Here is a 19,490-nt window from a genome sequence, read left to right as displayed (position 1 = left end):
CCGAAGGCCCGATCGGGAATCCAGAGTAACAAAAGCGCTGGTTTGGCTCTGGATGCCCGATCGCTCGCAGCACGAGCGTCGGGAATGGCGCCAAACTAATCAAGCGGATCTCGTATAAACCGCCTCAATCCGCGCCGCCCAAGGAAATGCCGATCTCGACCAGGACGGGGCCAGTTTTTGCAGCGCGGCGCCCGCCATTTTCATCGCTGTCATTTCCGCTTAAAATACCTGCGGATGGGCAAAAAGCGCCGAAAAATTGGCCACGCTCACCTGAAGAGGGGAGAACAATGTTGCATGCTCTGATTGCCGACGCACAGACGAGGCTCGACGAAGCGCGTCGCCAGCTACGCCTCGCCGCCATCAACTTCGAGGTTCCCGACGACGAGTTGCTGGCGCTGCGCGCCGACGCCCGGAAAATCTATGACGAGCTCGCGGCGCTCGATCGTAAGAAGTTGAAAAAAGGTCTGCTCGGCTTGTTCAAATTCTGGTGAGCCGCCTGCGCTGACGATTTGCGTCTTGCTTCCGGAGCCGCCGCGCCCTCCATATCAGCGCATGAGGGCGCGGCGTGCGCCGCCCGCTTTCAGGTGAGGAAGCAAGATGATCAGCCCGGACACCCCTCCCGGAACGGAGGTCGTCTGCGTCGAAGCCCGGCCCGGACGCTATGGCGACGGCGGCCTGCGGCGTGGCGCTATTTACACGGTCGAGCGCATCGCGCCGGCGATCGACGGCGGCTATGTCGTGGTCCTGGGCGAAATCCCGCCCTGGCAGACCTATACGCCGCCCTGGGGACTCGTGGGGATCGGCTTCGAGCTGCGGCGGTTCCGTTATCTCGACATTCCCAGCTCTCTGACGGAGCTTCTCGAGCACGCCCCGCGCGAAACCGAGGCGGTGTAAAGACTATTCGATCGGCGGAGCCTCGGGCAGCAAAGGGGCCGCGGCGCCCGAGCGGCGAATGAAGGCTTGGGGATCGGGCGCGAGGCGCAGCTCGTCCCACCCGCCGGCGAGATCGAAAGCGATCTGCAGGCCCTTATCGCGCGGCTTGCCGGCGGCGTCGGCCTCCTGGGCGGCGGCTTTCAGCGCCAGAATGCGCTCCGCGAGATTGGCGCTCCCTTCGAAGCGCAAGGCGAAACCGGGCCCATGGGCCTCGCCCTCGCTCAGCGCGCCGACGCCGTTTTCGATGAGGAGACTCAGGCGCGCATTCTGAAGCGCCGAGCTGCCCGAGCGGGCGGCCTGAGCGCTGGAGAGCGGGCGCTTCTCGAAGCGGCGAAGCGCGCGTTCGAAATCCACGCCGGTGATTTCGCCGTCGCTCAAGGCGGCCGAAAACCTGCCGTTCAGACTGTGCATCATGTCGGCGACGGCGGCGCCCGAGGCGTCGAGCGCGAGCGAGGAATCGAGCGCGCCGCCGAGCGTCTGCGTGCCGAGCGCGTCCCAGAGCAGGGCGCGGGCGTCGACGCCGGCGGTCTGCGCCGAGGCGTGCACGGTCAGCGCGCCGTCGGCCGGCTTGAAGGTGGCGTGCGCCTTCAGCGCGCCCCGATAGGCCTGGGCCTCCGCCAGCGAGAGGTCGAGCACGCCGTCGCGTAGCGCAAGGAAGATGCGGGCTTCGTCGATCGTGAGCCGACCAAGCCGGGCGTGGCGGGCGGTGACGTCGAGGTCGACGTCGACCCCGGAAAGATTGGGCGGATCGAGCGGCTCGCGGCTCCATTGCCCATCGGGCCCGAGCAGAGGCGGGGCATCGGCGAGCATCGGCTTCAGCGCCACGAAATCGCTTTTCAAGGCGGCCGTCAGGCGGGGCTTGCCGTCGTCGTCGCGTAAGGTGAGGTCGCCCTCGAACGCATTGCCGTCGACCTGGACCTGCAGATCTTTGAGCGCGGCTTCTCGCGCCGTGATCACGGCCTGGGCGGAAAGCCGCGCATCGCCGAAGGGGCCGGGCAGGGGCGCATCGAGATCGAAGAGAGTGAGCGCCTGTCGCACCGAGGCGGCCGAACCGGCGACGCGCCCCGCGTAACGCGCATTGGCGCTCGCTTCCGCCACGCCTTGCGCCTCGAGCTTCAGGCTTTCGCCATCGAGCCGGGCGGTGACGACCGAAGGATCGCCGCGCAGGAGCATGCCCGGCCGCGCGACCCAGAGAATGAGCTGCAGACGCTCGCCGCGCCAATCGAAGGCGCTGGTCAGCGCCGCCGGCTCGCCGATCTTGCGCCAGTCGAGCGTCGCCGACACGCGATCCGCGGCGTAGTCTTTTCCGTTTCGTCTCAACCTCAGCGAGCCGTCGACGAGGTTGAGGACGCCGAGCCGGAAATTATCGGCCTTCTGCGCGGCGGGGCTCGCCGGCTGGGTGGCGGCGGCGCGCGCGGCGGCGCCGGGCGCGTCGATCGGCTTTTGATCGAGATCGACCTTGATGCGCGGGCGTATCAGGGTGATCGAATCGACGTCGAGCCGGCCGGAGAGAAGCGGCAACAGCTTCAGCCCGCCGAAAAGCTCTTCCGCCTGGATGACGAGGGCGCCGTTGTGATCGGCGAAGGCGACCCCTTCGATCGACACGCTGGGGCGGGGCGCCAGCAGGAGGCGCGGCTTGCCATGCGCCTGGATGTAGAGGCCCGTCGCGTCCTGGAGCTGTGCGGCGATGGCGGATTGCGCGGCTGTCGAGGAATAGAGCCAGGGAGCGACGGCGACCGCAGCGCCGCAGACGCCGAGAAGCGCCGTCAGCGCGCCGATCAGCAGGTTGCGCTTGTTCGCGGTAACCCACGCAAACCTGCCTCGCGCGCTGGGCGCCTGCTTGGGATCGCCTTCCGCATCCGACGACAAGCTCATCTCTCCTTGGCTTTCATTTGTTCTCGCGGGCAAGCGCGGCGATAAAGTGGCGGGAACGAAATATGGCTCCCTGTGTCACACATCCTGGGGCCCGTCATGGCCGGGCTTGTCCCGGCCACCCACGCCGAGGGGCAAGGCTAACAAGACGCGTATTACTGCGGATGAAGATCCTGCAGGGCTTTGGAGGCTCAAGGCCCCGTTCCTTTCGTCGTTGCGAATGTTCCAATTGCTCTCCGGCATTGGCTGATGTTGCGCGGCGTGGATGGCCGGGACAAGCCCGGCCATGACGCATGCGCCGGCACGCGACGCGGGGGAGGGTTCGGCAGGCGTCGTTAGCCGCTTCGCGCGAGAGCGAGCTGCTCGCGCAACGTCCGGAGGATCTCTTCGACATAAAAAGGCTTCTCGATAATGGGCCGAAGCAGATAGCTTTCGGGAAGCCCGGCCCGCCCGCAACCTGTCGTAAAGACAAAAGGAATTTGGCGCGCGGAAATTGCGTCGGCGACCGGATCGATCCTGTCCGATCCAATATTCACGTCGAGAAGCGCGATGTCGAAGGCGGCGGTTCGCGCGAGCAGCAATGCCTGGGACAAAGTGCGGGCCGAGCCGGCGACGACAAGGCCGAAATCCGTCAGCGTTTCTTCCAGAGCGAGCGAGATATAGGGATCATCTTCGACAATCAGCACCCGGCGTCCGAGCAGGGGGTCGCTCGGCCGTTGCGGCGCATCGCTCGATGCGCCGCCGGGTCTGGGGTGTGGCGCGTCCGAGACAGACATAAGCAAGGATCGTGCGGCCGTTCATCGCACGAGTCCAGCGCTCGCCTCAAAAGCTTGTCGACTGTTGCAATTCAGTCGCAGTCGGCGCGGCTGATTCTCCTCGCGCCCCACAACGCCAGCGCAAGCCAGGCGATGATGGTCAGCGAACCGCCGGTCGGCGCGGCAAAAGGAAAAAGCTTCCCGCCGAGATAGACGCGCGCGGCGAGGTCTGCGGAAAACAGCGTCACGCCGGCCTGCAGGGCAAAAGCGGCGCTCGTCAAAAGGCCGGGAAAAAGCGGCTTGTTGCGCGCCAGCGCCGAGAGCCCCAATCCGGCGCCGGCGTGGATCATCAGGAACTGGCTCGCCGTCGCGAGCAAAGGATTGGCGTCGACATGCGCGGCCGCCGCGGCGAGAGACACGCCGGCCGCGCCCTGCAGCGCCGCGATGGTTGCAATGATCGCGCCTTTATTCACGCGGGTTCTCCTCTCGGCGCTCAATAGGCGTTTTCAGCCTTGAGGAGCGCGAATGGCGTCATCGCCAGAATATAGACGTCGAGCAGAATGGACCAGTTTTCGATGTAATAGAGGTCGCATTCGACCCGCTTTTGAATCTTTTCGGGCGTGTCCGTTTCGCCGCGCCATCCGTTGATCTGCGCCCAGCCGGTGATGCCGGGCTTGACGCGATGGCGGGCGAAATAGCCGTCGACGACCTCTTCATAGACGTGCTCGGCGGCGCGCGCGATGATCGCATGCGGACGCGGGCCGACAAGCGATAGATTGCCCTTGAACACCACATTGAAGAGCTGCGGCAGTTCGTCGAGCGAGGTCTTGCGGATAAAGCGGCCAACGCGCGTAACGCGCGGATCGTTGCGGGTCACTTGTTTCGCCGCAGAGTGGTCGAGCTTGTCGACATACATCGAGCGAAACTTGTAGACCTCGATATTCTCGTTGTTGAAGCCGTGGCGCAGTTGCCTGAATAGGATCGGTCCGGGCGAGTCGAGCTTTACCGCGATGGCGATGAGCGCCATGATCGGCGCGGCGAGGATCAGGCACATCGCGCCGACGACCCTGTCGAAGATATTCTTGAGGACGACGTCCCAATCCGCGATCGGCTTGTCGAAAATATCGATCACCGGAACATTGCCGATATAGGAATAAGAACGCGGACGGAAGCGCAGCTTGTTGGTGTGCGCCGCCAGCCTTATGTCGATCGGCAGCACCCAGAGCTTGCGCAGCATCTCCAGAATGCGTTCCTCGGCCGTGATCGGCAAAGTGAAGATGATGAGGTCGATGCGCGTATGACGCGCGAAGTCAACGAGATCAGCGACGGCGCCGAGCTTGGGATAGCCGGCGACGACATCGGGCGAGCGCGCGTCGGCGCGGTCGTCGAAAAGGCCGAGAATGCGCAGATCGCCGCTTTCCTGCGCCGCAAGCTCCCGCAGGACCGGATCGGCCAGTTCGCCGCCGCCAACGATCACGGTGCGGCGCTCGAGCTTGCCCTGGCGGGTGAGGACGCGGACAATGACGGAAAGCGCCAGCCGCTCGCCGGCAAGCAGCGCGAGACCGAGCGCATACCAGCCGAGGAGCCAGACGCGCGAGAAAGAATCGTCGAGCTTGAAGAAGAACAGGACGACAAGGGCGAAGATGAAGACGAGCGACCAGGCGGCGGCGGCCTTCATCCCGTCGCGGATCGGCGCGCGGAAGGACGCCGTCGAGTAAAGCCCCAAAGACTGCATGGCCGCGACCGCCACCAGCGCCATCGCCGGCATCACCAGATAATAGTCGAGCGACCTTCCCCAGTTCGGCGCGACATGCAGCTCGTGGACCAGAACGCCGGCGGCAAGAAGCACGACGAGCTCGATGAGCCGCACGCTCCCGGCGAGCACAATCGGCGAATAGGCCTTTCCGGGCGTGCTGTTGCTGGCGATTTCCGCCAGCGTCGGGCTCAACGAGGCTTTCTCGCTCGTCTCCTTGTCGGCGCGGTCTTTATCATGAGGCCCGCCCTTCATGTCGCCGGCGGCAAAAGCGCCCATTTCTTTCTCTCCAAATTTAAAAAACGCCGCCAGGTGAGGCGCGCATGCGCGCAGACGCGAGCGCGTCGCGATACCCGCGCAGCACGCCTTCATTCATGGAGGCGACAGTGAAGCGCGCGCGAATGACATCCGCCATGCGTTGGGCGAGCGCCGCGCGCGCCTCGGGCGGCGTCTCCAGCATCTCGCGCATGGCGGCTGCGAGCGCAGGCGCATCATGCGGCGGAACGAGGCGATGCGCCTCTTCCCCATAGATTTCCGGCACGCCCCCGACATTGGTCGCGACGACAGGGATTCTTGCCGCGATGGCCTCCAGGACGATGTAGGGCAGAGACTCGGCGCGGCTGGGGACAATAAGAATGCGGCCGCAACGCAGCGCGTCGCGCGTGGGCATGCGCGGGAGGAAGCGGACGCGGGGCGTGAGGCCGAGGCGATCGGACAAATCGCGAAAGGCGGCTTCGTCCGGTCCGGAGCCGACGAGCGCGAGGCTGAGATGGTCGGGCAGAGCGCGAAAGGCGTGAAGCAATTCCTCCACGCCCTTGGCCGCCCGAATTTCGCCGACGAACAGAAAATCCGCGGCGTCAGGCGCGGGAAGCGCCGGCTCGAATTCGCTCGGCGCGAGACCGTTGTGGACGACGGGCGTCAGCGCGCGCGGCGGCTCGACCGCTTCATGGAAGCGCCGCCGCGCAAAATCGCTCTCGAATGGCATCAGATCCGTCACGCGGCCCATTATGCGCTCGGCGGTAAAGAAAACTTGTCCGGAAAGCGTGCTCGTGCGGAAATGTAGGCTTCCGCCATGCGGCGTGTAAACGCGCGCCAGCGGTCGCGCCGGCTTGGGAAACAGGGGCGCCAAGGCCGGAAGGCGCGCATAGAGCCCGCCTTTGGCGCCGTGCCCGTGAACGATGTCCGGCGACAGGCTTTGGATCAGGCAGGCAATCCGCCAGCCCGCCACGAGATCGCCGGGGTGGGGCAGGCGCCGCATCGGAAAGCGGCTTATTCCAAGCGCAAGATGGGGCGAAAGCTCGGCGAGCGCGCGCGCCGCAGCCTCGCCGCCGGTCAGAGAATCCGCGACAACGCCCACGCTATGGCCGTCCTGCGCCTGCGCGCGCGCGAGGTCGGCGACATGCCTGAACAGGCCGCCGACCGGCGCGCGCATTACATGCAGAACGCGCAGCGCCTCATGTCCATCCATATTGTTTCGCAAGGGGCCACAACCGCCCTTTCGGTTAGAAAATTCGTTCTTTGACAGTGATTGTATCGCCGGGCCTGACCGGCGTATCGAGCGGCACGCGGCCGGTGACGGGATAGCCGTCGATCATGCGCGTGATGTCCACGCCGCCTTGATAGCCGCGCGGGCTGAAGCCGCCAGCGATGGCGACGGCCGTGCGTGCGGTCATGCCCTCGAGGAAGGGATATTGGCCGGCGGTAGTCACTTCCCCGAGCACGAAGAAGGGCCGGAAAGCTTCGACCTCGACGGAAACGCGCGGCTCGCGGATGAAGCCGTTGCGCAGCCGGGCGGCGATTTCGCGCTCGACGTCGGGCACGGTGCGGCCCTGCACGGGCACGGACCCGATGAGCGGCATGGCGATGCGCCCCGCGCCATCGACCGAATAGCTGTTTGAAAGCGAGTCCTGGCCGAAAACGATCACCCGCAACCTGTCGCCGGCGGCGAGGGTGTAGGGGGCGTCGGCGGTGGCGACGAGGAGCTCCCCCCGATAAGTGCCAGGCGCCGCGCAGGACGACAGAAAAGCGCTCGTCATCATTGCCATCGCCAAGGCAAGCGTCTTGCGGGCGACCCTCTTCGAGGCGAGTATCTTCGCCATTTCGGTTCCGTGCCTTGTAAACAAATCAAAAGACCGCCGCAGGGCGACGGCTTCCTTTTATTGCTTCATGGTTAACAAACTTTGACCTGGCCGGCCGGGCGCGGCTTAACCCCGCCTCAACCATAATTTCGTATGACCTCAACGCTTCATCTTCGGAGTAAGCCATGCGTTCGGGCGTTCCATCAGAAACAGAGGCCACGACAGGCGAGATCGATCTGTCCGGAATCGGCCGCGCGCTCGCCAGAAAAAGGTGGTGGGTGATCGGCCCGACGCTCGTGGCGTTCGTCGGCGCGTTCGCCTTCGTCAATCTCGTGAAGCCGCGCTACACGTCGGACGCCAAGCTCCTTCTTGAAAATCAGGACAGTTTTTTTACGCGCGTCGACAAGGGCGAGCGCGTCGCCGCCTCCGAGCCCGACGCCGAAGATGTGCAGAGCCAGATTCAGCTCCTCACCTCGCGCGACCTTGCGCGCCGCGTGATCAAGCAGCTCGGCCTGCAGGGAAATCAGGAGTTCGATCCGCTCGCCAATGGCGTGGGGGCGCTCACGCGCGTGATGGTTTTGCTCGGCATCGTGCGCGATCCCACGCGCATGTCGCCCGAGGACCGCATTTTGGAAAAATTCGGCGAAAAGCTCGCCGTGCTCTCGCCGACCAAGACGCGCGTTCTTTCCATCGAATTCTCGTCTCGCGACCCCGACCTCGCCGCGCGCGGCGCCAACGCCGTCGCCGACGCCTATATAGAAATGCAGCAGGAAGCGAAGCGCGATCTGGCGCGCTCGGCCGCGCAGTCGCTGGCCACGCTCGTCTCCGATCTTCATACGCGCGTCGCCGAGGCCGAGGCCAAAGTCGAGGATTATCGCGCCAAAACCGGTCTTCTCGTCGGCTCGAACAATACGGTCATTCCGACGCAGCAGCTCGGCGAGCTGAACAATCAGCTTTCCATCGCGCGCGGCGCGCAGGCGGATGCGCAGGCGAAGGCCAATCTTCTGCGCGACATGCTGCGGCAGAACCGCATCGGCGAGATTCCGGACGTCGCCAATAATGAAGTCATGCGCCGTATCTTCGAGCAGCGGGTCGCCTTGCGCGCACAGCTTGCGCTGGAGTCGCGCACGCTGCTGCCACAGCATCCGCGCATCAAGGAGCTGAACGCGCAGCTCTCCGATCTCGATATGCAATGGCGCGCCGCCGCAGAGCGCACGGCGCACACGCTCGAAAACGACGCCCGCATCGCCTCGGCGCGCGTCGAAAATCTTACCCGCGCCCTCGAAGATCAAAAGCGCGTCGCCGGCGCCGCCGGCTCGGAGGAAGTGAAGCTGCGCGATCTCGAGCGCGGCGCGCGGCTCCTCAAAGATCAGCTCGAAGCCGAGACGGCGAAATATCAAGAGGCAGTGGCGCGAGAGCGCGTGAAGGCGACGCCCGCCGACGCCCGCATTATCCAGCGCGCGCTGGCGCCGCAGATTCCTTCCTTCCCGAAGAAAATTCCGATCACGGCTTTTGCAACGCTGGCCGCTTTCATTCTTTCCGCGGGCGCGGTCGTCGCCGGGGAATTGCTCAGCGGACGCGCGCGCATGTCGTCGCGAGATTTGGCGGAAGAGGACGCGCCGGAAACGCCGCCTCCGGCGTCGCCGGCGCCGGCCGGCCCGGCTCCTGCCGGCGGACCTGCGCCCGCCAAGACAATCGACACAGGCTGGCGGAGAAGCGACGCCGACGCCTTGCGCCGGATCGAGAGCGCGCGCGCCGTCAGCTCCTGCGTGAAGGTGCTGGTGACGCCTTGCGAGACAGGCGGCAAGCCGATCGAGACGGCGATTGCTTTGGGTCGCAGCCTCGCGCGGCGCGGACGTACGCTGCTCGTCGCGGCCGACGCCGGCGTCCGCAGCCTGGACGCGCTCGTGCATTCGCCGGGGCGCACGCCGAAAGGTCTGTCGGATCTGTTGACGGGCGGGGCGGATTTCGCCGAGGCGATCCACCGCGACATCGGCTCGCGTCTCCATGTGATGCCGGGCGGCGTCGCGGAGGGCGCGGAGCGGGACGACCTTTCGCTCGTTGTCGCGGCGGTCGCGCATACTTACGACTTTGTGGTGTTCGCAGCGTCGGCGACGCAAGCGCTCGACCTCGCCTGGCATGTCGATCTCGCCTTCGTGCTCGGCGGGGACGCTACTGCGGAAGCCCTGCGCGCCACGCTCGCGGAAGAGGGCGCCGATGCGCATCTTCTCGAAGACGCTGCGAGCGTGGATGAACTCGCCGCCTGATATTATTGGAGCGGCGACGCGCGCGCGTGGCGGCGGGCAGGTCAGTCTCCCGACAGGCTGAGCGGCTAAGAGCGATCATCGGCATCATTTTTGGCGGGGACGCTGGTGCAAGACGCTCAATCGCTCGATCATTCGACTGCCCCCAACGTCGCCGAGACGCTCCGTCTGCTGGTGGAAACCGAGATCAAGCGCATATTCGGGATGGGCCTGTTTCCTTGCGACGGCGCCAATCTCGACGCGGTCGCGCCGCTCGCTGCGGGAGTCGACACGGCCATCTTCGTCTCCCAGCATCTTCCCGAGGCGGCGAAATTCCCCAATGCCGGCGCTTTGCTCGACGAGGCGATGCGCCGCCGCGAAGTCGATGGCCTGATCCTCGAATTTGGCGTCTTCTCCGGCCGGACCATCAACCGTCTTGCCGCTCAGACATCGCAGCAGATATTCGGTTTCGACAGTTTCGAAGGGTTGCCGGAAGACTGGCGGCCCGATGTCGGCAAGGGAGCCTTTCGCGCGGGGCTTCCGAGCGTCGCGCCCAACGTCGAATTGGTCGTCGGCTGGTTCAACGAGACGTTGCCGGAATTCCTCGAGCGGCATGAAGGGCCCGCGTCGCTTATTCACGTCGACTGCGATCTCTATTCGTCGAGCAAGACTGTCTTCGATTGCTGCAAGGAGCGAATTGTAGCCGGGACCATTTTGGTCTTCGACGAGTTCTTCAACTATGTCGGCTGGCGCCGACATGAATATCTCGCCTTCATGGAGTTCGTCGAGGCAATGGGCGTGCGCTACGAATATATTGGCTACGTCCCTGCGCACCAGCAGGTCGCTGTGCGGATCGTATCGGTGGGCGAGCGGACCGATTGACGTGACCGAGTTGGAAGCGGCGAAAGCCAAGGCCGCTGCGGCCTATAATGCTGCGGCCGATTATTTCGACCATCCCGTCAGCTCTTTCTGGCATCGCTTCGGGCGACGCACAGTCGAGCGTCTCGGCTTGCAGGCGGGCGAAACCGTCCTCGACGTTTGCTGCGGGAGCGGCGGCTCTGCGCTGCCCGCCGCTGAAGCCGTTGGTCCGCATGGCAAGGTCGTCGCGGTCGATCTTGCCGAGCGCCTCGTCGCCTTGGGGAAAACGAAGGCGCGTGAGAAAGGCCTCGGCAATATCGAATTCGAGGCGGCGGACATGCTGTCGCTTGGCTACCCGGATGCAAGCTTCGACGTCGTCGTCTGCGTGTTCGGGATTTTCTTCGTTCCCGACATGGTCGCGGCCACGAGAGAATTGTGGCGCATGGTGCGCCCAAACGGACGGCTGGCCATCACCACCTGGGGGCCGGAACTATTCGAGCCCGCCAACGCAGCCTTCTGGGAGGCGATCCGCGACGAGCGTCCCGATCTTCTGAGGGGCTTCAATCCGTGGGAGCGGATTTCGACGCCGGCAGGCCTGCGCGAGATGCTTTTTGAAGCCGGGATCGCCGAGGCGGAGATTGTCGCGGAAGCGGGGAGCCATCCGATCCGCTCTCCCGAAGATTGGTGGCTGATCGCCATGGGAAGCGGCTATCGCGGAACCCTCGCCCAGCTCGACGCCGCAACATTGGCTCGGGTGCGTGAGAGAAATCTGGCGCTTCTGGAGCGATGCGAGGCAATCACGACGAACGTGCTATACAGTGTCGCTGTCAGGTAAGTCATACCATTTCCGTTTGAACTGCTCGCATCGGGCGCGTGTCATTCCCGGCGGGCTGAAAACCCGACCGGGAATCCAGAGTCACAACAGCGCTGGTTTACTCAGAGCCCGTCATTGCGAGCGAAGCCAAGCAATCCAGGGCGGCGACGCGGCCCTGGCTTGCTTCGTCGGCTCCGCCTCCTCGCAATGACGGCGATTTCCTGTGTGTCCAAACGGCGCGAGCGTCTGAATGGCGCCGAACAAATCAAGCGGATCTCGTATCATCCGTCATTGCGAGGAGCGCAAGCGACGAAGCAATCCAGGGCCACATCACGGCTCTGGATTGCTTCGCTGCGCTCGCAATGGCGGGCTCGCGCTTAGGACAGCAAGCTGCGTGCTCTGCGGTAGAGGCGCGTCAGCTCGGGGTTCTGTTTGATGTATCGTTTGAGGCCGAGAAATGCCGAGAACAGCGGCGCCGCGAGGGCGCCTTTCGTCGTCAGCGAAATGACCTCGTCGCAAAGCGCGATCGTTTCGTCGCAGACGGCGTTTTTGTAGCGCGCCTCGCCCGCGCCGAGATCAAAATGCGTCATGCCGCGCGCGACGAGATTGCGCATCAGCGCATGCAACAGCAGCTCTCCGGGCGACGAGCGCGCGATGTCGTCGTCCATGTCGAATGAATTGAGCATGGCGGAGAAACGGCCGCGGCGCACGAGGCCGGCATAGGTCGCGACAATGCGCTCGCCGACGCTCAACGCATGCAGCTCGATGGCGCCTTCGCCGTCGCCGGAGGACAGGCGTTCGAGCAACGCGCGCACGCGCGCCATATCGAGAGCGCCTTCTGCGCCAATGTCGGAAAAGCGCGCGGATTTTTGCGCGATCAGCGCATCGATGATTTTCTCGGCGCGTGGTCCCGTTGCACAATGCTCGTAGGAGAGCGCGCCGCGCTCCGCGAGACGGGCTTCCTTCTTTCGTAGTTTCTTGCGCGTATCTTTCGAAAGGCGCGCCGCCAGTTCGTCGACTGTCACGGGAAGCGCGGCGCCATAGGCGAAGCTGGCGCTGTCCCTGGCCGTCTGAAAGGCGAGCGGATTATCCAGACCCTCGAAGCGTCGCGGTTGATTGCGCAGATAGATCAGATCCGGCCGAATTGGCGCCCGCTGCGCGGAGTCGAGAAGCAATCCGCGCAGGTCCGCCTCGGTGAAGCCGGCGGCTGGGTCCAACAGCGGCAGATTGAAATTGCATTCGCGCCCGCCGAGGAAAAGAGCAATGTCGAGCCCCGCATGGCGCTCGATGCACAAAGGCAGCAGCGCCAGCGGGCGCCCGGCCGCGTTGCGCGCGACGATGAGCAACGGGCGCGCGCCATCCGCCCGGCCCATTGTCTCGTGCCAGGCGGAGAGGAAGCGATAGGATTGATAGGGGCTGACGACCGCTTTTTCGGCAAGCTCGGCCCAATCCCCGCGTGCGTCCTCGAAAGTGACGAAGACGTCGATGCTCATGGAGCCGGCGGCGCTTACGCGCCGATTTTCGCGCGCTGATCGAATGGTCTCCAACCCCGTAACGATGCGTCTCATGAAACTCGCAGCCGAAAGGTTCGCCAGTGCGATAATCGCCGCAAGGCGCATAATAGATCGTTAGAACCTTGGCCCTAAAGCTATGAAGGCTTTCTTATGTGGGTTGAGGGATTCATGGCGAGCTGGCGCGAGCTTGCGATCGAAGCCGGGATGCAGCTTTTCAAGGCCAGTGGCGCGCATCGGCTCGCCGCCCCCTTCACCAGCGGCCTCGGCGCGATACTGATGTTTCATCGCGTGCGGCCCGAGCGGGGAGAGGCTTTCGCGCCCAACGCCGGCCTCGAGATCACGCCGCAATTCCTCGACGCCACGCTGACCCATCTCGCCGCGCGGGGCTATGATATTCTTTCGCTCGACGCCGCTCTCGACGTGCTGCGCGCGCACGCGGCTCCAAAGCGTCCCTTTGTCGTTCTCACTTTCGACGACGGCTATCGCGATCTCGTCGAGCACGCCCTGCCGGTGCTGGAGCGTCATCGCGCGCCCTTCACCGCTTATGTGACGTCGGCTTTCGCCGATCAAACGGCGCGGCTCTGGTGGCTCGAGATGGAAGAAGCCCTGCGCCGGCAGTCGCGCGTCGATATTGTCGTCGAGGGTCGGCGGATCGCGCGCAACTGCGCGACGGCGCAGGAAAAGCGCGACGCTTTCGGCGACATTTATTGGGCGATCCGCGACGGCGGCGAGGCGCAGCTCCTCGACGTCGTTGCTCGGCTCGCGGCGGCGGCGGGCCTCGACTCTCATGCCCTCACCGCCGAAACCTGTCTCGATTGGCCCGAGATCGCCGCGCTGGCGCGTCATGAGCTTGCGACGATCGGGGCGCATTCGGTCACGCATGCGCGTCTCGCCAAGCTCGACGCCGCCGATGCGCGGCGCGAGATGGCGGAAAGCCGTGACGCCATCGCGCACCATACGGGCATTGCGCCCAAGCATTTCTGCTACCCGGTCGGCGATCCCACTTCGGCCGGCGCGCGCGAATTCGCGCTTGCAGCGGAGCTTGGCTTCGACAGCGCCGTCACCACGCGGCCGGGAATGATCTTTCCCGAGCATCGCGACTATTTGCACGCGCTGCCGCGTCTCTCGGTCAACGGCAAGCATCAAAGCCTCGCTGCGCTCGACATATTGCTGAGCGGCGCGCCTTTCGCGGTGATGAACCGCGGCCGGCGCGTCACGGCATAGCGGGGGAGGGGGCCATCAGCTTCGACCCGTTCAACGCGCCCTGGCGGGAGATCGAGAAGGGCGAGAGCCGCGGCATGCTGGTGCCGGCGCTGACTGTGGCGCTGGCGGTGGTTTGCCTGACGCTGCTCGGCGTCCTTGCGCTCTATACCAGCCAGCCGGGCGAGATGGCGACGCTGCCGGCGAATGAGGAAGCGCTGCGGCGTTATGCCGAGCAGGGCTATTTTCCGCTGATGGCGGCCGCGAATGCGGCGGAGCGGCGCGCTTTGGCGACGCTCGCCGGGCTTCAAACCTTCGGCGGGTTTTTCGCCATGCTGATGTCCTTCGTCTATGGCTGCCGGCGCGGTTACGCCAATCCCCGGCCGCGCGGCTGGTCCAACGCCTTTTGGGCCTCGGCCGTCGCCGGTCTCGCCTTGGCGACGTGGATCTTTCCCGAAGTCTCCGCGCAAAAGCTCGATTATCTGCTCACATCTCTTGCAGCGAATGGGCGGAGCGCTCAGCTATCGCCCGTCATCGTGCTTCTCGAGCGCGGCGGCGGCGTGGCCATGCTCGTCGCGTTCTTCCTTTTGCTTGGCCATGACCTCGGTTACCGGCTGCGAGAGGCTCTGGAAGACTTCGGCCTCGTCGAGGCGCATGAGGCGGCTCGGCGCGCGCCGTCGTCCAAGCCGGACCCGTCGGCGCATAGCCGGCGCCGCGACAGCGCGGGCGGGCCGGAGACCGAGACCAACTTCGGCGCGCGCGAGGCGCCGTCGCCGCCGCCGAGCGCCCCCTCGAATGCGGAGGCCAAGGCCCGCCTTATTCTCGGCGTGGGCTCCAACGCCTCCAAACGCGAAATCGAGCGCGCCTATCGCGCGCAAATGAAACGCGCCCACCCGGATCACGGCGGCTCGGTGGAGCGCGCCTCGGCGCTCAACGCCGCCAGGGACGTGCTGCTCGGGCGTTGACGGCGCGCCGGGGGCCACGGACCGCGCGCCTTCGGGCGCGCTTTAAGGAAATGCGAACCTGAAGGCTCGCGATCCGCCCGGCGCGAGGTTGCGCGCCTACATCTTCAACTGGGACGGCTTCAGCTTGTCGGAAATCTCCCCGCTCAAATTGACGTCATAGGCGTCGACATCCAAGATCGGCGCCCCGTCAGCGACGTTCAACTTGCTGAGATCGACCCAGAACAGGTTCGCGCTCTTTGTCGACTGGAAGAAGTAGACCTTATTCGAGAGGTCGGCGAGCGAGGCCCAAAGCGTCGGCCATGTATCCGAAGAGTCGCCGCCCGACGTGTCATGCGCGCCGAAGGGCACCGCGACATTTCGGATGACGCTGTAGGCGCCTGCCACGGCTTCACGCAGCGACGCGGGCTTGGGGAGCGTCTTGAGATAGCTCGAGGCGCGGACAAAGCGGCTCTTCGGGTCGATGTCCCCCGGCATGGGTAGCTTCCCGCCGAACAACTTGTATCGCAGCAGGTTTTTCCGCTGGATGGAGAACGCGGGCTCGTTGGTCATAACCAGAGTTTCCGGCCCGCGATTGATGGTCAGTTTTCCATTCACAAACTCGAATATGGCGGAGTCGCCCTTGGCGTCGGCGATAGACAGGTGCAAGGGCCACTCCCGTCCTTCCGCGACGAGCGAGACGATCTGGAGCTGCTTCATCGCCTCGACGGCCTCCTCGACAGAAGCGAAGTTGTCGAGAATATATTGCGCCCAGGCGGCATTGGTCAGCCCGGGACGGCCGTCGCGCTTTTCATATTTCGTGTCGTGCAGATACAACAGATTCGCGCTCAAACCCTTTTCATTCAGCCCATCACTCACGGCGAGATCGAGCGCCGTGGCGCCTACGCTGGCATATTTTGATTTCCACGACAGCATGTTCGGCATGCCGGCCGGTCCGCCATGCGATGCGCCGCGAGGGAAAACGGCGATCCGCGCCTTGTCGCTCATGTAAAGGTCCATTGTCCGCGCGACGACATTGGCCTGATCCGTGTTCCATAAAATTCGGGAACAGGCGAAAGCGCTCGACGTCAGCAGGCTTGTGGCGAGGACCGCGGCGACAACGGTTGCTCTGGACGGCATGAGTATCGGCCTCCTTTGTGCGTGACGAGACGAAGAAAACGCCCGCGACACTATCTTTGGAGCCGTTCCACGCCGTGGAGGTCGGGCCGACGTCCAGGCGCATTTATCGGCGTTTCCAGCTCAATAGTTGCGAAGAAGCTTCAATTTTTTCTGAATCACCGTTCAGTGAACAAACGCAAAGCATTGTTCAGGCTGAGGCGGTCAGACATCGGCTATGCCGTAAGCAACTCCGCTCTGGCAAAGCTGGCGCGAAACGCTTATTTTTGACGTAAATCACAAAAACCCGGAGTGGACAGAATGAGCGCCATGGGCGTTGTAATTTGTTTGGCCATCGCGCTATCGGCGGCGTTGGGCGTCTATCTGCGTAAGCGGCAGACCGACAATGTCGCGGCAAACCGCGAGGCCGTGCCTGCCGATTTCGCCCGTGACGTCCCGCTCGACGAACATCGCCGCGCCGCCGACTACACCATCGCCCGCACCCGTTTCGCGATGGGCGAGACGCTCTACGACGCCGCGGTCTCCATCCTGTGGCTCGCTCTCTGGATGGCGCCGCTCTATGCGCTCGTGTCGCAGTTTCTCGCGCCGGGCCTGACGCGCAGCGTCGTCTTCGTGCTCGCGGTCGCGGCGTTCGGGCATCTTCTGGAGCTGCCGTTTTCGCTCACCAACGCCTTTTGGCTGGAGGAGCGGTTCGGCTTCAATCGCCTGACGCTGAAGACCTTCATTCTCGACGAAGCAAAGGCGGCCTTGCTCGGCGCCGCGATCGGGACGCCGCTGCTTTACGGCATGTTCTGGCTGCTCGGCGCCTTGCCCGACACCTGGTGGCTTGTCGCCTATGTCGCCTTCATGTCGCTCACCGTCGCCATGACCGTGATCTATCCGACCTTCATCGCGCCGCTCTTCAACAAATTCACGCCGATGGAGGAGGGGACGTTGAAGGCCCGCATGGAGGCGCTGCTCGCCAAATGCGGCTTCGAATCCAACGGCCTTTATGTGATGGACGCCTCCAAGCGCTCGGCGCATGGCAACGCTTATTTCACGGGCTTCGGCAAAGCCAAGCGCATCGTCTTCTTCGACACGCTGTTGGAGAAACACTCCGTCGACGAGATCGAGTCGATCCTTGCGCATGAGCTCGGCCATTTCAAATTCGGCCATGTGCGCGGGATGATCCTGCAGGCGGCGATCATCGCCTTCATCGGCTTTGCCGCGCTCTATTGGGCATTCGGCAATCAGACCTTCGCGGGCTGGTTCGGCCTGCCCAATGATCCCGGGGTCGTGCTCATTGCGCTGCTGCTCGCCAAGGAGCCGCTCTCGCATCTGCTGCGTCCCTTGCTCGCCTGGCGCTCGCGTAAGAATGAGTTCGAGGCCGATGATTTCGCGCGCCAGATCGTTGGCAAGGAGCCGATGATCTCGGCCTTGACGCGTCTGACGCGCGATAATCTGTCGACGCTGACGCCCGACCCGCTCTATGCGACGTTCTACTTCTCGCATCCGCCCGTGCCGGTGCGCGTCGCGCAGCTTCGATCGGCGGGCTGAAAAAGCCCGCGAGCCGGGGCCTGCGGCGGCAGGCGTAACAATTCGACGCGCGCTCTCGCCTCGGCAGGCTTGGCCACTATCTGTTCGCCTCATCGGAGGCGAGAGAGATGAGCATCGAGACGGCGCTGGGCGCGCGGCTGTCGCCGATGGCAAGGCGGCGAAACCCTTGGGCCGCTTACGGCGTCGCGCTGGCGGCGGTCATGATTGCCGCCTGGATTCGCTGGTCGGCTGCCGGCGCGCTTGGGGCAGGCGTTCACTTCATTACGTTTCTGCCGGCGGTGTTGATCGCCGCGGTCGTCGGCGGATTCTGGGTCGGGCTTTTTGCGATGGCGGCCTCGATGGCCGCCATTGGGCTTCTCGTCCGCAGCAGCCCATTCGTCGGGGCGTTCGAGCCGCCGACGGCGGCGGCGCTCTTTGCTTTCGCCTTCGCCAGCGTCGCCGTCGCCGCCGTCGTCTCATTCTTCGAGCAGACGATCGATCGTATCGCCGCCCAGGCGCATAACCAGCATTCCCTCATCGAGTCGGCGCCCAATGGCATTGTCATCGTGGACGCCGGCGGGAAAATCATCGGGCTGAACCACAGCGCGGAGGGGCTCTTCGGCTATGAGCGCGCCGAGCTGTTGGGCAAAGGCGTGGAAATTCTCGTCCCCGCCCAAGTCGCCCGCGTCCATGTCGGCTTGCGAGAGAAATTCCAGCAGGCGCCAGAAACGCGCGCCATGGGAGCGGGGCGCGACCTGAGCGGGCGGCGCAAGGACGGCAGCGAGTTTCCCCTGGAAATTGGGCTCAATCCCATCGAATGGGACGGCCAAAGGGCGGTGCTCGCGACCGTGACGGACATTACCGAGCGTAAGCAGCACGAGGAGCGGCAGGCGATCCTGGCGCGCGAATTGGAGCATCGCGTCGGCAATATCTTCGCGGTCATTCTCGCCACCATCCGTCGCACTTTGACCAGGGGACGAAATGTCGTCGAGGCGGCGCAGATTTTGACGCAGCGCGTCCAGCTCCTGGCGGACGCGCATGCGGTGCTCTCCGAATCCATGTTCAAGAATATTCCGTTGAACAAGCTGATCGACATCGGCGTCGGCAGCTTCAAGGATCAGGTCGCGTCAAAGGGCGTCGACATCGCCGTCAATGCGCGCGCCGCTCAGGCGATTTCCTTCATTGTTCACGAGCTCGTCACCAATGCGGTGAAGCATGGCGCGCTATCCTCGCCGCGCGGCGCGGTCGCAATCGAGAAAGAAATCGAGACCATCGACGGCCAGTCGTTTTTTGTTTTCCAATGGTCGGAAAGCGGCGGCCCGCCCGCCGTGGCCACGACGCGCAAGGGGTTCGGCTCTTTCATCCTGCTGGAGACGCCCAGACAATTCGGCGGCGAGGCGGAGTTGGATTTCGGGGAAAGGGGGACGACCTATCGGCTGCGGCTGCCGTTGGAGGCGATAAGGTGAGGCAAGGGCGAACTACCAGTAATATCCGATCCGGTTGAACAGCTCGCATGGGGACGTGTCTTTCCCGGCGGGCTGAAAGCCGGACCGGGAATCCAGAGCCTCCCGCCATTGCGAGCGAAGCGAAGCAATCCAGAGCCGCTATAGCTGCCCTGGATTGCTTCGTCGCTTTCGCTCCTCGCAATGACGGCGGACCAAGATAGCGCCAGTTTTGCACGGGATTCCCGATCGCTCGCTTTGCGAGCGTCGGGAATGACCGCGGCCCATCAAGCGAATCTCGTATAATTCCAACCCGTCGCCCGCCGCTTGTGCAACTCCTGCCCATCCCCCGGTCATCCTGCGGGAATTGCCGTCAAAAGCCGCAGATTGCCTGCGGATTGGATTGACTTCCCTGCTTGCGCTCCCGCTAATCCG

The 19,490-nt window shown here is 64.4% G+C and carries 17 protein-coding genes; 9 read left to right on the top strand and 8 right to left on the bottom strand.

The annotated features are described in order from the left end of the window. The first annotated feature begins 287 nt into the window (after positions 1-287). The gene (locus tag JJT62_RS14730; RefSeq protein ID WP_202073526.1) at positions 288-491 is read left to right on the top strand and encodes a hypothetical protein; all 204 of its coding nucleotides are present in this window, start codon (positions 288-290) and stop codon (positions 489-491) included. 106 nt (positions 492-597) lie between these two features. Continuing rightward, positions 598-894 carry a hypothetical protein gene (locus JJT62_RS14725; protein ID WP_246744913.1) on the top strand — a complete coding sequence of 99 codons (297 nt, stop codon included), beginning with the start codon at positions 598-600 and terminating at the stop codon, positions 892-894. Positions 895-897: 3 nt separating this feature from the next. Here the strand turns inward: JJT62_RS14725 and JJT62_RS14720 are convergent, their stop codons facing one another. The 6 genes from JJT62_RS14720 to JJT62_RS14695 form a co-directional block, all read right to left on the bottom strand. Further along, the gene (locus JJT62_RS14720; RefSeq protein WP_202073525.1) at positions 898-2,808 is read right to left on the bottom strand and encodes an AsmA family protein; all 1,911 of its coding nucleotides are present in this window, start codon (positions 2,806-2,808) and stop codon (positions 898-900) included. Between the two features lie 332 nt (positions 2,809-3,140). After that, positions 3,141-3,581: a response regulator gene (locus JJT62_RS14715; protein ID WP_202073524.1), complete on the bottom strand. Its 441-nt coding sequence runs from the start codon at positions 3,579-3,581 to the stop codon at positions 3,141-3,143. 71 nt (positions 3,582-3,652) lie between these two features. Next, positions 3,653-4,033 (bottom strand): DUF423 domain-containing protein, encoded by a 381-nt coding sequence (locus tag JJT62_RS14710; protein ID WP_202073523.1) that lies wholly within the window; start codon positions 4,031-4,033, stop codon positions 3,653-3,655. Positions 4,034-4,053: 20 nt separating this feature from the next. Beyond that, on the bottom strand, positions 4,054-5,592 hold the full coding sequence (locus JJT62_RS14705; protein WP_202073522.1) for an undecaprenyl-phosphate glucose phosphotransferase: 1,539 nt from the start codon (positions 5,590-5,592) through the stop codon (positions 4,054-4,056). A 16-nt stretch (positions 5,593-5,608) separates the two neighbouring features. Next, entirely contained in the window at positions 5,609-6,781 is a 1,173-nt protein-coding gene (locus tag JJT62_RS14700; protein WP_202073521.1) for a glycosyltransferase family 4 protein, read from the bottom strand. A gap of 34 nt (positions 6,782-6,815) precedes the next feature. Then, positions 6,816-7,412, bottom strand: a complete 597-nt coding sequence (locus JJT62_RS14695) for a polysaccharide biosynthesis/export family protein (protein WP_202073520.1) — start codon at positions 7,410-7,412, stop codon at positions 6,816-6,818. A 164-nt stretch (positions 7,413-7,576) separates the two neighbouring features. Here JJT62_RS14695 and JJT62_RS14690 point away from each other — a divergent pair, with 164 nt between their 5' ends. The 3 genes from JJT62_RS14690 (at position 7,577) to JJT62_RS14680 (ending at position 11,327) form a co-directional block, all read left to right on the top strand. Then, on the top strand, positions 7,577-9,658 hold the full coding sequence (locus tag JJT62_RS14690; RefSeq protein ID WP_202073519.1) for an exopolysaccharide transport family protein: 2,082 nt from the start codon (positions 7,577-7,579) through the stop codon (positions 9,656-9,658). Positions 9,659-9,763: 105 nt separating this feature from the next. After that, positions 9,764-10,516, top strand: coding sequence for a class I SAM-dependent methyltransferase (locus JJT62_RS14685; protein ID WP_202073518.1), 753 nt, complete (start codon positions 9,764-9,766; stop codon positions 10,514-10,516). A gap of 1 nt (position 10,517) precedes the next feature. Then, positions 10,518-11,327 carry a class I SAM-dependent methyltransferase gene (locus tag JJT62_RS14680; RefSeq protein WP_202073517.1) on the top strand — a complete coding sequence of 270 codons (810 nt, stop codon included), beginning with the start codon at positions 10,518-10,520 and terminating at the stop codon, positions 11,325-11,327. Positions 11,328-11,683: 356 nt separating this feature from the next. On the opposite strand, the gene JJT62_RS14675 is transcribed toward JJT62_RS14680, so the two are convergent. After that, a complete protein-coding gene (locus tag JJT62_RS14675) occupies positions 11,684-12,874 on the bottom strand; it encodes a GNAT family N-acetyltransferase (protein ID WP_246744912.1) in 1,191 nt (396 codons plus the stop codon). 114 nt (positions 12,875-12,988) lie between these two features. Here JJT62_RS14675 and JJT62_RS14670 point away from each other — a divergent pair, with 114 nt between their 5' ends. Both JJT62_RS14670 and JJT62_RS14665 read left to right on the top strand, forming a co-directional pair. Beyond that, positions 12,989-14,044: a polysaccharide deacetylase family protein gene (locus tag JJT62_RS14670; RefSeq protein WP_202073516.1), complete on the top strand. Its 1,056-nt coding sequence runs from the start codon at positions 12,989-12,991 to the stop codon at positions 14,042-14,044. A 74-nt stretch (positions 14,045-14,118) separates the two neighbouring features. Then, positions 14,119-14,985: a hypothetical protein gene (locus JJT62_RS14665; RefSeq protein WP_202073515.1), complete on the top strand. Its 867-nt coding sequence runs from the start codon at positions 14,119-14,121 to the stop codon at positions 14,983-14,985. Between the two features lie 96 nt (positions 14,986-15,081). On the opposite strand, the gene JJT62_RS14660 is transcribed toward JJT62_RS14665, so the two are convergent. Continuing rightward, positions 15,082-16,101 (bottom strand): linear amide C-N hydrolase, encoded by a 1,020-nt coding sequence (locus JJT62_RS14660; RefSeq protein WP_202073514.1) that lies wholly within the window; start codon positions 16,099-16,101, stop codon positions 15,082-15,084. 297 nt (positions 16,102-16,398) lie between these two features. Here JJT62_RS14660 and JJT62_RS14655 point away from each other — a divergent pair, with 297 nt between their 5' ends. Next, positions 16,399-17,634 carry a M48 family metallopeptidase gene (locus JJT62_RS14655; protein ID WP_202073513.1) on the top strand — a complete coding sequence of 412 codons (1,236 nt, stop codon included), beginning with the start codon at positions 16,399-16,401 and terminating at the stop codon, positions 17,632-17,634. A 107-nt stretch (positions 17,635-17,741) separates the two neighbouring features. Beyond that, positions 17,742-19,079 (top strand): PAS domain S-box protein, encoded by a 1,338-nt coding sequence (locus tag JJT62_RS14650; protein ID WP_202073512.1) that lies wholly within the window; start codon positions 17,742-17,744, stop codon positions 19,077-19,079. Positions 19,080-19,490 lie beyond the last annotated feature (411 nt).

The sequence above is a fragment of the Methylocystis sp. Sn-Cys genome (genome assembly GCF_016745395.1).
Taxonomy (GTDB): Bacteria; Pseudomonadota; Alphaproteobacteria; order Rhizobiales; family Beijerinckiaceae; genus Methylocystis; species Methylocystis iwaonis.
The sequence above is the reverse complement of the archived record's forward strand: the minus strand, read 5'-3'. Positions and strand labels throughout refer to the sequence as shown.

Bases quoted from the DNA above. Each gene is read 5' to 3' on its own strand.
- JJT62_RS14700 (WP_202073521.1), bottom strand. From the start codon at position 6,781: ATGGATGGACATGAGGCGCTGCGCGTTCTGCATGTAATGCGCGCGCCG.
- JJT62_RS14705 (WP_202073522.1), bottom strand. From the start codon at position 5,592: ATGGGCGCTTTTGCCGCCGGCGACATGAAGGGCGGGCCTCATGATAAA.
- JJT62_RS14665 (WP_202073515.1), top strand. From the start codon at position 14,119: ATGCTGGTGCCGGCGCTGACTGTGGCGCTGGCGGTGGTTTGCCTGACG.
- JJT62_RS14690 (WP_202073519.1), top strand. From the start codon at position 7,577: ATGCGTTCGGGCGTTCCATCAGAAACAGAGGCCACGACAGGCGAGATC.
- JJT62_RS14695 (WP_202073520.1), bottom strand. From the start codon at position 7,412: ATGGCGAAGATACTCGCCTCGAAGAGGGTCGCCCGCAAGACGCTTGCC.
- JJT62_RS14660 (WP_202073514.1), bottom strand. From the start codon at position 16,101: ATGCCGTCCAGAGCAACCGTTGTCGCCGCGGTCCTCGCCACAAGCCTG.
- JJT62_RS14730 (WP_202073526.1), top strand. From the start codon at position 288: ATGTTGCATGCTCTGATTGCCGACGCACAGACGAGGCTCGACGAAGCG.
- JJT62_RS14650 (WP_202073512.1), top strand. From the start codon at position 17,742: ATGAGCATCGAGACGGCGCTGGGCGCGCGGCTGTCGCCGATGGCAAGG.
- JJT62_RS14675 (WP_246744912.1), bottom strand. From the start codon at position 12,874: ATGAGACGCATCGTTACGGGGTTGGAGACCATTCGATCAGCGCGCGAA.
- JJT62_RS14715 (WP_202073524.1), bottom strand. From the start codon at position 3,581: ATGTCTGTCTCGGACGCGCCACACCCCAGACCCGGCGGCGCATCGAGC.
- JJT62_RS14725 (WP_246744913.1), top strand. From the start codon at position 598: ATGATCAGCCCGGACACCCCTCCCGGAACGGAGGTCGTCTGCGTCGAA.
- JJT62_RS14720 (WP_202073525.1), bottom strand. From the start codon at position 2,808: ATGAGCTTGTCGTCGGATGCGGAAGGCGATCCCAAGCAGGCGCCCAGC.
- JJT62_RS14670 (WP_202073516.1), top strand. From the start codon at position 12,989: ATGGCGAGCTGGCGCGAGCTTGCGATCGAAGCCGGGATGCAGCTTTTC.
- JJT62_RS14655 (WP_202073513.1), top strand. From the start codon at position 16,399: ATGAGCGCCATGGGCGTTGTAATTTGTTTGGCCATCGCGCTATCGGCG.